Source organism: Streptomyces sp. NPDC045956 (assembly GCF_056430705.1).
In genome coordinates, this window is the sequence record NZ_JBWKKZ010000002.1 from 135889 (window position 1) to 151353 (window position 15465).

Genomic DNA, 15465 nt, shown 5'->3' on the forward strand with positions numbered 1-15465 from the left:
GGGGTCAGACGAGGGGGGCGGAGAAGAAGGTCTCCCGGTGTTCGATCCGGTGGTCGGCGTCGAGCGTGAAGAACTCCGCGAACCGGTGCGCGGCCGGGCTGCCGTCGCGCAGCCTGCCCGAGAACGAGCCCCGCACGGCGACCTCGTGACCGGTCACCACCACGGAGTCGAGGGCGTGGCGACCCTCGCTGATCACGCGCTCGTGGGTGTAGAAGTGCTCGATCCCCGGCCTGCCGAGCAGCGGAGGGTATCCGGGCCGGTGGTACGTGGCGTCCGGTGCGAACATCGCCACGAGCCCGGCGACGTCACCGGCGTCGACGAGCTGGTAGAACCGGGGGATGGGGGTCGTGGTCATCGGTGTTCTCCCTGGTCTCGGAGGTGGGTGGTGAGCACGGCCGCGATGTGCGCCATCGGGCCGGGCCGGGTCATCTCGCCGTGCCGGCAGTCGACCGTGTGCAGTTCGAGGCCGGACACATGGGGCGACCACGCGTCGGGGGCGGGTCCGCCGCCGGTGGCCCCGGCGGTGGCGTGGAAGAAGACGGCGCGCCCGTCGAAGTGCCCGGGTGCACCGGTGCGACTGAGCGAGAGGTTGGCGGCGAAGACGTCGGCGAGGGTCGCCGGGGCTCCCACCCGCTTCCGGAACGTCTCGGCGTCCAGGCCCGGGTAGCCCAGCGACTCCCGCAACGCCTCGCCCACACGGGGGTCGGACGCGGTGAAGGTCTCACCGGTCGGCTCGGGGGGGTACCCGTCCAGCAGGGCGAGCAGCGCGACTTCCTCGCCCGCGGCCCGCAGCGCGACCGCCATCGCATGGGCGACTCCCGCGCCGAACGACCACCCCAGCAGGTGGTACGGCCCGGTGGGCTGAACGCCGCGCACCTGCTCGACGTAGTCGGCGACCATGGCGTCCAACGAGGAGGGTGCGGCGTCCGGTTCCAGGAGACCGCGAGCCTGGAGGCCGTGGACGGGCCGGTCAGGAAGGTGCCGCAGCAGGCCCGAGTAGACCCAGCTGATGCCTGCGGCAGGATGGACGCAGAACAGCGGTGGACGCGAACCCGCCGGCCTCAGCGGCAGCAGGACCGCGAGTCCGTCGCCGCCGCGGGACGGGAAGGGGCCGTCACCGTCCGGGTGCGGGGCGTCCAGCCGGGACGCCAGGGCGGCCGGGGAGGGCGACTCGAACAAGGTACGGATGCCGGGGCGGACGCCCAGCCGCGCCTCGATGCCGGACAGCAGTCGGGTGGCGAGCAGCGAATGCCCCCCGAGATCGAAGAACTCGCTGTCGGCACCGACGGGGTCCGGCAGCCCCAGGACGTCGGCGAACAGCTCGCACAGGACTTCCTCGGTCGGGGTGGCGGGCGCCTCGCCGCGCCCCGTGTCGTACCGCGGCGCGGGCAGCGCGCGCCGGTCCAGTTTGCCGTTGGCCGTGCACGGCAGGGCGTCCAGGACGACGACGGCGGCCGGGACCAGGTGCCGCGGAAGCAGCGTCCGCGCGTGGTCGCGCAGAGCCGCCGCGTCGGGCGCCGAGTCCGCGGCCGGTACGACGTACGCGACGATCCGCCGGTCGCCCGGCCGGTCCTCGCGCACGGCGACCGCCGTCCGGGCCACGGCCGGATGGCCGGTCAGCGCCGCCTCGATCTCGGCCGGTTCGACGCGGAAGCCGCGGATCTTGACCTGGTCGTCGGTTCGGCCCACGTATTCCAGGGCACCGTCCTGCCGCAGTCGTGCCACGTCGCCGGTGCGGTACATCCGGGCGCCCGGCCTCCCGTACGGGTCGGCGACGAAGCGCTCGGCGGTCGCGGCGGCGGCGCCGAGGTAGCCCAGGGCCAGACCGGCCCCGCCGAGGTACAGCTCACCGATGCCGCCCGGGGGCACCAGACCGAGCCGGTCGTCGAGGACGTAGGCGTGCTTGCCGCGGACGGGCCGGCCGACGGGCACCTGGGCGCCGTCCGCGCCGGTCACGGTGTGCGTGGTGCTGAACCCGGTGCTCTCGGCGGGGCCGTACCCGTTGACCACCCTCACCCCCGGGAACTGCTTCAGCACCACGCCGAGGTGGTGCGGTGACGCCGGTTCGCCGCCGGTCATGGCGTGGCGGACGGTCTCGAAGACCTTCCGATGCTCGTCGAGCACGTGGTTGAACAGGCTCGCGGACGCGTCGAAGACGGTCACCCCGTGCTCCACGACCAGCTCCGCGACGACCGCCGGGTCGATGTCGGAGCCGGGGTACAGCACGGACGTGCCGCCGTGCAGCAGGGGCCCGAGCAGTTGGGTGGCGAAGGCGTCCCAGGAGACCGGTGCGGCCTGCAGCCACACCTCGCCGGGCCCGAACGGGGCGTAGTCCTGCCCGGTGAGGGTGGCGGCGACGGCCCGGTGGGAGGCCATCACCCCCTTGGGCACCCCCGTCGAACCGGAGGTGAACATGACCACGGCCGGATCCTCGGGTGACACCCGGGCCTCGGGCGCCGCACCGGGCGCGCGGGCCACGCCGGTGATGTCGACGCAGTCGCGGCCGAGGGCGCGGGACGAGGCCGCCGAGCCCACCACGGTCCGGACGCCCGCACGGTCGAGCACCGCGCGCAGCCGCTCGGCGGGGAAGGACGTGTCCAGCAGGGTGTAGCACGCGCCGGTCCGCAGGACGCCGAGCAGCGCGGCCACCAGGTCCGGCCCGCGGTCGAGATGCACGCCCACGACGTCGCCGGGTCCGGTGCCCAGCCGTGCGGCGACGCCCCGGGCGTGATCGGCCAGCTCGGCGTACGTGGTGCGACCGGACGCGGACACCAGTGCCGTCGCCGTCGGCGTCCGGGCGCACTGCTCGGCGAACAGTTCGTGCAGGCAGCCGGTGCGCATGCCGGGGGCCTCGGCCGGAGCGGTGAGCGCCTCGCGCTCCGCGTCGTCGAGCAGCGGCAGGGCGCTGAGCCGTACGGACGGGTCCGCGCCGACGTGGCGGAGCAGCCGTTCGAGCCGGCGTGCCAGCGATTGGGCGGTACGGCGGTCGTACCGGCTCGTGGCGTACTCCCACGAGATGTCCAGGCCGAGTGGCGCGCCGTCGGGGGACCGGGACTCGCGCACCCCGACGGTGGTGTCGAACTTCGACGTCCCGGAGCCCTGGTGCAGTGGTTCCACGCTGAGGCCGGGCCAGGCCGGCGCCTCGCCCACCTCGGTGGTCAGCACCAGCATCACCTGGAACAGCGGGTGCCGACCGGGCACCCGGGCCGGCCTCACCCTCTCCACGACCTGCTCGAACGGCACCTCCTGGTGGGCGAACGCGTCGAGGTCGGCGGCGCGGACCCGCTCCAGGAGCTCCGCGAAGGTGGGGTCGCCGCTGGTGTCCGTGCGCAGGACGAGGGTGTTGACGAAGAAGCCGACGAGGTCGTCCAGCGCTTCGTCGGACCGCCCGGCGACCACCGTGCCCAGGGGAAGATCGGTGCCGCCGCCCATCCTCGTCAGCAGCGCCGCGACCGCGGCGTGGACCGCCATGAACAAGGTCGTCCCCGACCGTGCCGCCAGGTCCAGCAGCCGCTGGTGCGCGGCGGGACCGAGCCGGACCGGGACACTGCCACCCTCGGCCCCGGGGTGGAACGGCGGGGGCCGGTCCGCGGGGAATCCGGCCTCCTCCGGCAGGTCGGCCAACGCCGAGTGCCAGTAGCCGAGCTGCCGCGCGAGGAGGCTGTCCGGGTCGTCGGCGCTGCCGAGGACGTCGCGCTGCCATTCCGCGAAGTCCGCGTACTGCACCGGCAGTTCGGGGAACGACGGCGCCCCACCGGCGACGCGGGCGCGGTACGCCGCGGCGAGGTCGCGGGTCAGGGGCGCGAGGGACCAGCCGTCGCAGGCGATGTGGTGGACGAGCACGAGCAGGACGTGCTCGTCGCTTCCCGGCTCCGTCCACACGGTGGCGCGGACCGGAGGGCCCGCCGTGAGGTCGAACACGTGGCGCGCCGCCGCGTCCAGGGCCTCCGCCGTGCCCGCGGAGGCGGACACCGTCAACGGCGCCTCACCCGGCGGGAGGATGCGCTGGCGCGGCTCGCCGTCGGCTTCGGGGTATGCGGTGCGCAGGACCTCGTGCCGACGGACCACGTCGGCCAGCGCGGCCCGCAGCGCGGCGACGTCCAGGTGGCCGCGCAGCCGCAGGACGACCGGGATGTTGTAGGCGGGGCCGGGCTCGGCCCGGGCGAGGAACCACAGCCGGCGCTGGTGGAAGGAGAGCGGGGCGGTGTGGACGGAAGCAGTCACTGGGTCTCCTCTGTCCTGGTCCGCCTGCGCAGGGCGGGGCGCGCGGGAGCGGTCCGGTCGAGGCGGCCGGCCAGGGCTGCCGGGGTCCGGGCCCGGAAGACGGTCCTGAGGGACACATCCGCTCCCAGCGTCGACCGCACCCGGCTGATCAGCCGCGCGACCAGCAGGGAGTGCCCGCCGAGGTCGAAGAAGTCCTCCTCGGGACCCACCTCATCGAGCCCCAGCAGCTCGCCGTACAGCGCGCAGAGCGCCCGCTCCTCCCGGGTCCGGGGCGCACGTCCGGTCGAGCGGTTGCCGAGGTCCGGCGCGGGGAGCGCCGCCCGGTCGAGCTTGCCGTTGGGGTTGAGGGGGAGCCGGTCGAGGAGGACGTAGGCGCTGGGCCGCAGGTGTTCGGGCAGGTCGCGTGCCGCGTACGCACGCAGGGACGCCTCGTCCAGACCGCGGTCGGGCTCCGGCACGACGTAGGCGACGAGGGTCTTGTTGCCGGGTCGGTCTTCGCGGACGATGACGGCGCTGTGGCGGATGTGGGGGTGTTGTTGGAGGGTGGTGCGGGTTTCGGCGGGTTCGATGCGGAAGCCGCGTATTTTGGTTTGTTCGTCGGTGCGGCCGAGGTATTCGATGGTGCCGTCGGGGTTCCAGCGGCCGAGGTCGCCGGTGCGGTACATGCGGGTGCCGGGTCGGTGGGGGTCGGCGATGAAGCGTTCGGCGGTGAGGGCGGGTCGGTGGAGGTAGCCGTGGGCGAGGCCGGGGCCTGCCATGTGGATCTCGCCGGGGACGCCGATGGGGACGGGGTTGAGGTGGGGGTCGAGGATGTAGACGGTTTTGTTGTGGAGGGGGCGTCCGACGGGGATAGTGGGGCGGTGGGTGTCGGTGGGGGTGATGGGGTGGGTGAGGGTGAAGATGGTGTTCTCGACGGGTGAGTAGCCGTTGAGTAGGTGGAGTTGGGGTTGTCGGGTGAGGAGTTGGCGGGTGTGGGTGGGGGAGGCGGGTTCGCCGCCGGTGAGGATGTGGGTGAGGTGGGTGAGGGCGTGGGGGTGTTCGTCGATGAGGTGGTTGAGGAGGCTGGCGGAGAAGTGTGCGGTGGTGACTGGGTGTTGGGTGAGGAGTCGGGCGATGACGGTGGGGTCGGTGGTGTGACCGGGGTGCAGGACGCACGTCGCCCCGTGCAGCAGCGGACCGAACAACTCGAGCGCGAACCCGTCCCACGGCACCGGTGAGCACTGGAGCCACACCTGTTCGGGGCCGAAGTCGGTGAAGGTCTGCCCCGTCAGGGTCCTGGTGAGGGCCTTGTGGGGGGTGACGACGCCCTTGGGCTCGCCCGTCGAACCCGACGTGAACATCACACACGCCGGATCGTCCGGCGTGACCGCGACATCCGGCGGCGAGTCCGGCAGCCCGGACCCCTCCGTGTCGACGTCGACGTCGACCACGGTCCGGCCCGGGCCGAGGCGTTCCGCACCCTCGGCGTCGGTGATCACCACCGCCGCGTCGGTCGCGTCGAGCAGGGCGGCGATCCGGCCGCCCGGGAACCCCGGATCGAGCAGCGAGTAGCTCGCACCGGTCTTCAGGACGGCCAGGACGCTCTCGACGAGACGCACACCCCGACCGAGCAGGATCGCCGCGATCCGACCCGGCCCCACACCGCGGGCCGCCAGCGACCGGGCGAGCCGGTTGGCCCCGCGATCCAGTTCCCCGTAGCTGTGCCGATGCGTCCCGAGGACCAGCGCGGTGGCGTCGGGTCGGGTGGCCGCGTGGTCGGCGACGACCTCGTGCACGCACCGGTCGACGCCGGCCGGACGATCGCCGGCCCACTTCCCGAGCAGCAGCTCGCGCTCCTCCGCCGTCAGCACGTCGAGTGCGTGGACGGTCGTCTCCGGCGCCGCGCACACCTGCCCCAGCACCCCGGTCAGACGGTGCGCGAGCGCCTCGACCGTCGCGCGGTCGAACAGGTCCGTGGCGAACTCGACCCGCCCGTCGACGCCCGCCGGCCGGCCCCGCTCGTCGTGCTTCTCGTCCAGGCTCACCACCAGGTCGAACTTGGCGGTGCCCGTCCCCACGGGGGTGACCGTCGTGCGCAGCCCGGGCAGCCGCGGGGTCGCGGCGGCGTTGTTCTGCACCGCCAGCATGATCTGGAACAACGGGTGCCGGTGCTCGACGCGCGGGGGATTGAGGTGCTCCACCAAGCGGTCGAAGGGGAGGTCCTGGTGGTCGTAGGCGGCGAGGTCGGTGTCGCGTACGCGGGCCAGGAGGTCGGCGAAGGTGGGGTCGCCGCTGGTGTCCGTGCGCAGGACGAGGGTGTTGACGAAGAAGCCGACCAGGTCGTCGAGGGCTTCGTCGGTGCGGCCCGCCACCGGGGTGCCGAGGGGGATGTCGGTGCCCGCGCCGAGCCGGGTCAGCAGCGCCGCGAGCGCCGCGTGCAGCACCATGAACAGGGTGACGCCGTGCGCCCGCGCCAGCTCGGCCAGCTCGCCGTGCAGCCGTGCGTCGAGGGCGATGCCGACGGTGTCGCCGCGCCCGCCGGCCCGACCGGTACGGGCTCGGTCGGCGGGCAGGGGGGTCTCCTGCGGTGACCCGGACAACGCCTCCTCCCAGTACCGCAGTTGTCGCGCCGTCAGGGAATCCGCGTCGTCCGGGTCGCCGAGCAGCCGCCGCTGCCAGTCGCTGTAGTCCGTGTACCGGACCGGCAGGGGGGCCCATGTCGGCGCGGTGCCCTCGCGGCGCGCCGCGTAGGCGTCGGCCAGGTCGTGGAGGAGGGGCCGCATGGACCAGCCGTCGGCGGCGATGTGGTGCACCACGAGAACCAGGACGTGGGATCGCGGCCCGACCCGCAGCACCGTCGTGCGCAGGGGGAGTTCCCCGGCCAGGTCGAACGCGTGGCGGGCGTCCTCGGCCACCGCTTCGGCGACCTCCGTCTCCGCCACCGCGCGGCACGGCACGTCCAGCCGTACGGTCTCCGGCCGTCGGACCTGCGGGACCGGCACACCGTCGACCGAGGGGTAGGTGGTCCGCAGCGCCTCGTGCCGGGCGACCACGTCCGCCAGGGCCGCCCGCAGGGCCTCCAGGTCCAGGGGCCCCTCCAGCTCCAAGGTGTGGCTGACGTTGTAGGCGGCGCTCGCGCCGTGCAGCCGGTCGAGGAACCACAACCGGAACTGCGCGGCCGACAGGACGGGCTCCGTGCGGGACGCGGCGGTCAGTGCGGGCCTGGCCCTGCCTGCGGTGTCGAGCACGGTGGCCAGCGCGGCCGGTGTGGGGCAGGCGAAGACGTCCCGCAGTCCCACCTCGGCGTCCAGGGTCGTCCGCACCCGGTTGGCGAGCTTCGCCGCCAGCAGGGAATGCCCGCCGCATGCGAAGAAGTCGTCGTCCGGGCTGATCGTGTCGGCGCCGAGTACCTCGGCGAACACACCGCACAGGATCTGCTCGCGCGACGTGCGGGGAGCGCGGCCGGACGCGCCGTCCGAACTCCCGGGAGCCGGCAGGGCGGCACGGTCGAGCTTCCCGTTCGGGGTGAGGGGGATCTCGTCCAGGAGCACGTAGCCGTTCGGTCGCAGATGCTCGGGCTGCCGCTCGGCGACGAACGCGCGCAGGTCCGCGAGGTCGAGTTCGCCGTCGGGCACGAGGTAGGCCACCAGCCGGTCGTCCCGGGCGACGACGGCACAGCGCCGCACCCGGGGATGAGTGGTGACGAGGGCCTGGACGGCCGACGGTTCGACGCGGAAGCCGCGCACCTTGACCTGGTCGTCGGACCGCCCGAGGTACTCGACGGAGCCGTCGGCACGCCAGCGGCCCAGGTCGCCGGTGCGGTACATGCGTTCGCCGCCGGGCGCCGCCACGAACCGCTGTGCCGTGAGCGCCGGCTGCCCGACGTAGCCGTGGGCCAGACCGGGTCCGCCCATGTGGATCTCGCCCGGCACGCCCACCGGGACCGGGCGCAGATCGGGACCGAGGATCCACGTCCGCTTGCCGGCTGTCGGCTTGCCGACCGGGACGGGCGCGTCCTTCGCCGTGATGGCGTGGGTGAGGGTGAAGACCGTGTTCTCCACCGGTGAGTAGCCGTTGACGAGGCGGATGCCGGGGTGGCGCCGCAGGAGGGCCCGCACGTGCGGCACGGAGGCCGCCTCGCCACCGGTCAGCAGGTGCGTGAGGGGGGCGAGCGCGTCGGGGTGTTCGTCGACGAGGTGGTTGAGCAGGCTCGCCGAGAAGTGCGCCGTCGTGACGCCGTGCTCGGTCAGCGACCGGGCGACGGCGGCGGGGTCGGTGAGGTGTCCGGGTTGCAGCACGCACGTGGCGCCGTGCAGCAGCGGACCGAACAGCTCCAGCGCGAAGGCGTCCCAGGAGACCGGGGAGCACTGGAGCCAGACCGCGTGCGCGCCGGTGTCCGCGAAGGGCTGGTCGAGAAGGGTGCCGGTCAGCGCCCGGTGCGGGGTGACGACGCCCTTCGGTGTCCCGGTCGAGCCCGACGTGAACATCACGCACGCGACGTCCTCGGGCGACACGCTCACCTCAGGGGCGTGCCGCGGCCGGGCCGCGATCGCGGCGGCTTCGGCGTCCACCAGGACCGGCGGGGTGGACGGCACCAGCCCGGCGAGATCACGGGAGGTGATCACGACCGGCGCGCCGGTCCGCTCGAGGTCCTCGCCGAGCCGCACCGCGGGGAACCGGGGGTCCAGCACGGTGTACCCGGCGCCCGCGGTCAGCACGCCGAGCACGGCGACTGCCAACTCCTCGTTCCGGTCGAGCAGCACGCCCACCACGTCTCCGGGCCGCACCCCGCGTGCCACGAGGTGATGGGCCAGCCGGCGGGCGCGGTCCACCAGCTGCCCGTACGTCACCCGGTGCGGACCGCAGACCAGTGCCGTCGAGTCCGGGGCGCCGGCGGCGCGGTGGGCGACGACGTCGTGCACGGGCGGGCAGAGCCGGTCGCGAGGGGTGCCCGTCCAGTCCACGGACACCGCCTGCCGCTCGCTCGCGTCCATGACGTCGTGGGCGCCGATCGGCAGTTCCGGCCGCCGCACCAGGGCGGCCAGCAGGCGGTCGAACCGCCGCACGATCCGCTCCGCGCTCCCGCGGTCGAAGAGGTCGGTGGCGTACTCGAGGTAGCCGGTCAGGGCGCCGCCCCCGGCATCCCCTTCGTCCCCGTCGCGCAGGGACAGGGTCAGGTCGAACTTGGCCACCGGGTTCGGGACGGGGACCGCGGTGCAGCGGGTGCCCTGGAGTTCCGCCGCCGCCTCCGAGGTGTTCTGCACGACGACCATGACCTGGAACAGCGGGTGGCGATCGGTTCCCCGGGCCGGGTTGAGCTCCTGGACGAGGCGGTCGAAGGGGAGGTCCTGGTGGTCGTAGGCGGCGAGGTCGGTGTCGCGTACGCGGGCCAGGAGGTCGGCGAAGGTGGGGTCGCCGCTGGTGTCCGTGCGCAGGACGAGGGTGTTGACGAAGAAGCCGACCAGGTCGTCGAGGGCTTCGTCGGTGCGGCCCGCCACCGGGGTGCCGAGGGGGATGTCGGTGCCCGCGCCGAGCCGGGTCAGCAGCGCCGCGAAGGCGGCCTGCACGACCATGAAGGGAGTGACCCGGTGGGCCCGGGCCACCTCCGAGACCGCCGACCGGACGTCGCCGCCGACCCGCACCGGAAGCGACTCGCCGCGATGGCTCGGACGGGCCGGACGCGGCCGGTCGGCCGGCAGGTCGAGGCATGCCGGCGCGTCGGCCAGCTGTGTCCGCCAGTAGTCGAGCTGCCGGGATGCCACCGAGTCCCGGCGGTCCGTCCCGCCCAGCAGGTCACGCTGCCACAGGGTGTAGTCGGCGTACTGCACCGGCAGCGGGTGCCACCGCGGGGCCTGCGCGGCGAGGCGGGCCGCGTAGGCGGCGGCCACGTCGTCGAAGAGGGGGCGCAGCGACCAGCCGTCGGCGGCGATGTGATGGACCGTCACCAGCAGCACGTGCCGCTGCTCGCCGGTGCTCAGCAGCCGCACCCGCAGCAGCGGTTCGCCGGACAGGTCGAAGACGTGCCCGGACTCCGCCGCGACGGCGCGGGAGACGTCACCGGGCGGGACGTCGGCGGCCTCGAAGACGCCCGCCAGCTCCGGCTCGGACAGGACGTGCTGGTAGGGGATGCCGTCCGCCGACGGGTACACCGTGCGCAGGGCCTCGTGCCGGAGCGCCGTGTCGACGACCGCGGCCCGCAGGGCCGCGCGGTCCACCGGGCCCGCGACCTCGACGGCGTACTGCACGTTGTACGTGCGGGAGCCCCCCTCGGCCTGGTCGAGGAGCCACAGCCGGGTCTGCGCGGGCGACAGCGGCAGCCGTTCCGGGCGCTGCGCGGCCACCAGCGCGGGCCGTGCCCCGGCGGCCGAGCCGAGAACCGCGTCCAGGGCCGCGGGCGTCCGGTGGGCGAACAGCTCGCGGATGCCGAGCTCGCAGCGGAGCACGGCCCTGATGCGGTTCGCGAGCTTGGCCGCGAGCAGGGAGTGCCCGCCCAGGTCGAAGAAGTCGTCCTCCCGGCTCACGGCCGTGAGCCCGAGCACCTCGGCGAACAGGCCGCACAGGATCTCCTCCCGCGCGGTACGCGCCCGGCCGCCGCCCGCCTCGCCCTGTTCGGGGGCCGGCAGTGCCGCGCGGTCGAGCTTCCCCGTGGCCGTCAGCGGGAGCGAGTCGAGCACCACGTAGGCGCTGGGCCGCAGATGCTCGGGGAGGTGGTCCGCCGCGTGACGGCGCAGTTCCGGCAGGTCGATCCGGTCATGGGGAACGACGTAGGCGACGAGGGTCTTGTCGCCGGGTTGGTCTTCGCGGACGATGACGGCGCTGTGGCGGATGTGGGGGTGTTGTTGGAGGGTGGTGCGGGTTTCGGCGGGTTCGATGCGGAAGCCGCGTATTTTGGTCTGTTCGTCGGTGCGGCCGAGGTATTCGATGGTGCCGTCGGGGTTCCAGCGGCCGAGGTCGCCGGTGCGGTACATGCGGGTGCCGGGTCGGTGGGGGTCGGCGATGAAGCGTTCGGCGGTGAGGGCGGGTCGGTGGAGGTAGCCGTGGGCGAGGCCGGGGCCTGCCATGTGGATCTCGCCGGGGACGCCGATGGGGACGGGGTTGAGGTGGGGGTCGAGGATGTAGACGGTTTTGTTGTGGAGGGGGCGTCCGACGGGGATGGTGGGGCGGTGGGTGTCGGTGGGGGTGATGGGGTGGGTGAGGGTGAAGATGGTGTTTTCGACGGGTGAGTAGCCGTTGAGTAGGTGGAGTTGGGGTTGTCGGGTGAGGAGTTGGCGGGTGTGGGTGGGGGAGGCGGGTTCGCCGCCGGTGAGGATGTGGGTGAGGTGGGTGAGGGCGTGGGGGTGTTCGTCGATGAGGTGGTTGAGGAGGCTGGCGGAGAAGTGTGCGGTGGTGACGGGGTGTTGGGTGAGGAGTCGGGCGATGACGGTGGGGTCGGTGGTGTGACCGGGGTGCAGGACGCACGTCGCCCCGTGCAGCAGCGGGCCGAAGAGTTCCAGGGCGAAGGCGTCCCAGGCGACCGGTGAGCACTGGAGCCACACCTGTTCGGGGCCGAAGTCGGTGAAGGTCTGCCCCGTCAGGGTCGTGGTCAGGGCCCTGTGGGAGGTGACGACGCCCTTGGGCTCGCCCGTCGAACCCGACGTGAACATCACGCAGGCGACGTCCTCGGGGACGACGGACACCGGGGGCGCGGTGTCGGGGCGGTGCGACACGGCCGGGTCGTCCACGCGCACGCTGTCGGGGAAGAACTCGCTTCCGGCGGAGACGACATGCTGGACGCGCCCGCCGGCGCACAGACCGGTCAGTCGCGCCCGGGGCAGGCGGGGGTCCAGCATGGTGTACGCGGCACCCGTCCTGAGCACGGCCAGGACCGCGACCACCAGGGAGAGATCCCGTTCGAGCAGCACGCCGACGACCTGACCCGGTCGTACACCGCGGGCGACGAGGTGATGGGCCAGACGGTTGGCCTGCGCGTCCAGCGCGGCGTAGGTCATGTCCGCGTCCGGCGTGAGCAGCGCGGTCGCGTGCGGAGTGCGACGGGCCTGCGCCGCGACGACCTCGTGCAGGCAGGAGCCCGCCCCGTCGCCGTCGCCGCCGCTCCAGGCGCCCAGGATCGACGTCCGCTGCTCGGGGGCGATCAGGTCGGCCCGGGAGAGGCTGACGTCCGGGCGGGCGGCGAACGCGGACAAGGCTCGTGCCAGCAGGTCCGCGACCCGTTCGGCGGTGGTGCGGTCGAAGAGGTCGGTCGCGTACGTGACGGTGCCCGCGATCCCTTCGCCGGCGGTCTCGGTCAGGTCGAAGGTGAGATCGAACTTCGCCGCGTCGAGGGGGACCACGCGGTGCTCGGCGCGCAGCCCGGCGAACTCCGCCGTGGCCGACGGGGTGTTCTGCAGCACGAGCATGATCTGGAACAGCGGGTGGCGGGAGAGCGACCGCGGCGGGTCGACCTCCTGGACGAGCCGGTCGAAGGGGAGGTCCTGGTGGTCGTAGGCGACGAGGTCGGCGTCGCGCACCCGGGCCAGCAGTTCGCGGAAGGTGGGGTCGCCGCTGGTGTCCGTGCGCAGGACGAGGGTGTTGACGAAGAAGCCGACGAGGTCGTCGAGGGCTTCGTCGGTGCGCCCCGCGACCGGGGTGCCGAGGGCGATGTCGGTGCCCCCGCCGAGCCGGGTCAGCAGCGCCGCGAGAGCCGCGTGCAGCACCATGAACACGGTGCTACCGGTGTCCCGGGCCAGGGACCGCAGCCGGTCGTGGGTCTCGCCGTCCACCGCGAACGGCACGGTGCCACCGCGCGTGTCGCGCACCGCGGGCCGCGGGCGGTCGGCCGGCACGGTCGACTCCGCGGGCAGCCCCCGCAGAGCGGACCGCCAGTGCGCGGCCTGGGCGGCCAGCACACTCCCCGGATCGTCCGGTGACCCCAGCGCCCGGTGGGACCAGAGCGCGTAGTCCGCGTACTGCACCGCCAGATCCGGCAGGCCGGGGGCGCGACCCTCGGCCCGCGCGTGGTAGGCGGTCGCCAGGTCGCGCAGCAGCGGAGCCGTGGACCAGCCGTCGGCGGCGATGTGGTGGAGCGCGATCAGCAGGGCGTGGTCGTCGGCCGCGACGCGCAGCAGATGCGCCCGCAGCGGGATCTCCTCCGTCAGCCGGATCGGCGCCGACGCCAGCTCGCGCACCGTCGCGTCGAGGTCCGCCGCCGCCACGTCGGCGACCGTCCACGGCACGTCGGCACCGTCGAGGACCTGCTGTACGGCGACGTCGCCGACGACCGGGAACACGGTGCGCAACACCTCGTGGCGCGCCACCACGTCGTTCGTCGCGGCCCGCAGGGCCTCTTGGTCGAGCCGACCGCGAAGGCGGACCAGCAGCGGGATGGTGTAGGCGGTTCCGCCCTCCACCTGGTCGAGGAACCACAGCCGCGCCTGCGCGAAGGACATCGGCGCCGGGTCCGGACGGTCACCCGCCACCAGAGCGGGGCCGGCCGCGGCGGCGCCCTCGACGAGGCGGGCCAGGGCGCGCGGGGTCCGGGCGGCGAAGACGTCGGCGATCCGCAGGTCCACCCCGAGGGCTCCGCGCACCTTGCTCATCAAGGTCGCCACGTGCAGCGAATGGCCGCCCAGGGCCAGGAAGTCGTCCTCCACGCCGACGGACGCGACGCCGAGGACCCGGGCGAACAGCGCGCACAGGGTCTCCTCGGCCTCGGTCTCCGCCAGGCCGCCCGCGCCCGTCGCCACCACCGGATCGGGCAGCGCGGCGCGGTCGAGCTTCCCGTTGGCCGTCAGCGGAAGGGCGTCCAGCCTCACCACCTGGGACGGCACCAGGTGTTCGGGCAGCACTCCGGCCGCGTACGAGCGGACCTCGGCCGGCTCCAGGCGCCCCTCGGCCACGACGTAGGCCACCAGCCGCCGGTCGCCCGGCGCGGCCTCCCATGCCGTGACCGCCGCCTGGCGCACGAGCGGGTGCGTCGTCAGGGCCGTCTGGACCTCGGCCGGCTCCACGCGGAAGCCCCGGATCTTGACCTGGTCGTCCGCCCGGCCGAGGAACTCCAGCACTCCGTCGCGCGCCCGGCCCAGGTCTCCGGTGCGGTACATCCGGCTGCCGTCGTGCGCGGCCACGAACCGTTCGGCGGTCAGACCCGTCTGTCCGACGTAGCCGTGCGCCAGCCCTTGGCCGGACATGTAGATCTCGCCCGCCTCGCCGTCCGGGACGGGGCGGAGGTCGGGACCGAGCAGATGGACGGACTTGCCGCCGACCGCACGGCCGACCGGGATCGTGGCGTCGGTGGGGCGGATCCGGTGGGTGAGGGTGAAGATCGTGCTCTCGACGGGGGAGTACCCGTTGGTCAGCCGCAGGCCGGGGCGGCGCTCCAGCAGCGCCCTGACATGGCGGGGCGAGGCCGCCTCCCCGCCGGTCAGCACGTGGGTGACGCGGTCGAAGGTCTGCGGGCGCTCGTCCACGAGATGGTTGAGCAGGCTCGCCGACACGTGCACGGTGGTCACGTCGTGGCGCAGGACCAGCCGCGTGATCTCCGCGGGGTCGGTGGTGTCCCCGGACTGAAGGACACAGCGGGCTCCGTGCAGGAGCGGCGCGAAGAGTTCCAGGGCGAACGCGTCCCAGGAGACGGGGGAGCACTGCAACCAGACCTCGTCGGCGCCGAAGTCGGCGTACGTCTGGCCGGTCAGCGTCGCCGTCAGTGCCCGGTGCGGTGTGACGACGCCCTTGGGCCGGCCGGTGGAGCCGGAGGTGAACATCACGCACGCGCTGTCCTCCCCCGACACGCCCACGCGTGGTGGCGTCGACGGGCAGGAGGCGGCCGGCGCTCCGGCGGGATCGACCGTCGTCCACGGCCCGTCGTCGAACGGCCCGCCGGGGGCGGTGAGGACGACCTCCACCCCGGCGTCCCCGCACACCGACGCCAGCCGGTGGGACGGGAACCGCGGGTCGAGCATGGTGTAGGCGGCGCCGGTCTTCAGCACGGCGAGGACGCCGACGACGAGATCGACACCGCGGGGCAGGTGGACGCCCACCACGTCGCCGGGGCGTGCGCCCTCGGCGATGAGACGGTGGGCGAGCCGGTCGGCGCGCCGGTCCAGGTCCCCGTACGCGATCCGGTCGGTGCCGCAGACCAGCGCTGTCCGATCGGGGGCTCGTCCGGCCTGGCGCGCGAACAGTTCGTGCACGGTCCCCGTGGCGGGATCGACGTCACGCGGGATGTCCGTCCTCACGGCCTGCTGAGACCTGGTCACCGCACCTCACTCCTTGCCGTCTGGTCGT

General features: G+C 73.9%; 3 protein-coding genes. All 3 read right to left on the reverse strand.

The genetic code is table 11. The annotated features are described in order from the left end of the window. Positions 1-4 precede the first annotated feature (4 nt). The 3 genes from AC07FV_RS06340 to AC07FV_RS06350 are packed head-to-tail and all read right to left on the reverse strand — an operon-like array spanning position 5 to position 15437. Positions 5-355 carry a nuclear transport factor 2 family protein gene (locus AC07FV_RS06340; protein WP_479085064.1) on the reverse strand — a complete coding sequence of 117 codons (351 nt, stop codon included), beginning with the start codon at positions 353-355 and terminating at the stop codon, positions 5-7. Further along, complete coding sequence (locus AC07FV_RS06345; protein WP_479085066.1) at positions 352-4224, reverse strand: non-ribosomal peptide synthetase; 3873 nt, start codon at positions 4222-4224, stop codon at positions 352-354. Before AC07FV_RS06345 ends, AC07FV_RS06340 begins: the two co-directional genes overlap by 4 nt. Then, positions 4221-15437: an amino acid adenylation domain-containing protein gene (locus AC07FV_RS06350; protein WP_479085068.1), complete on the reverse strand. Its 11217-nt coding sequence runs from the start codon at positions 15435-15437 to the stop codon at positions 4221-4223. The genes AC07FV_RS06345 and AC07FV_RS06350 overlap by 4 nt, the downstream gene beginning before the upstream one ends. Between the last annotated feature and the right edge of the window lie 28 nt (positions 15438-15465).

Coding starts and splice junctions, on each gene's coding strand:
- AC07FV_RS06340 (WP_479085064.1), bottom strand. CDS start 355: ATGACCACGACCCCCATCCCCCGGTTCTACCAGCTCGTCGACGCCGGT.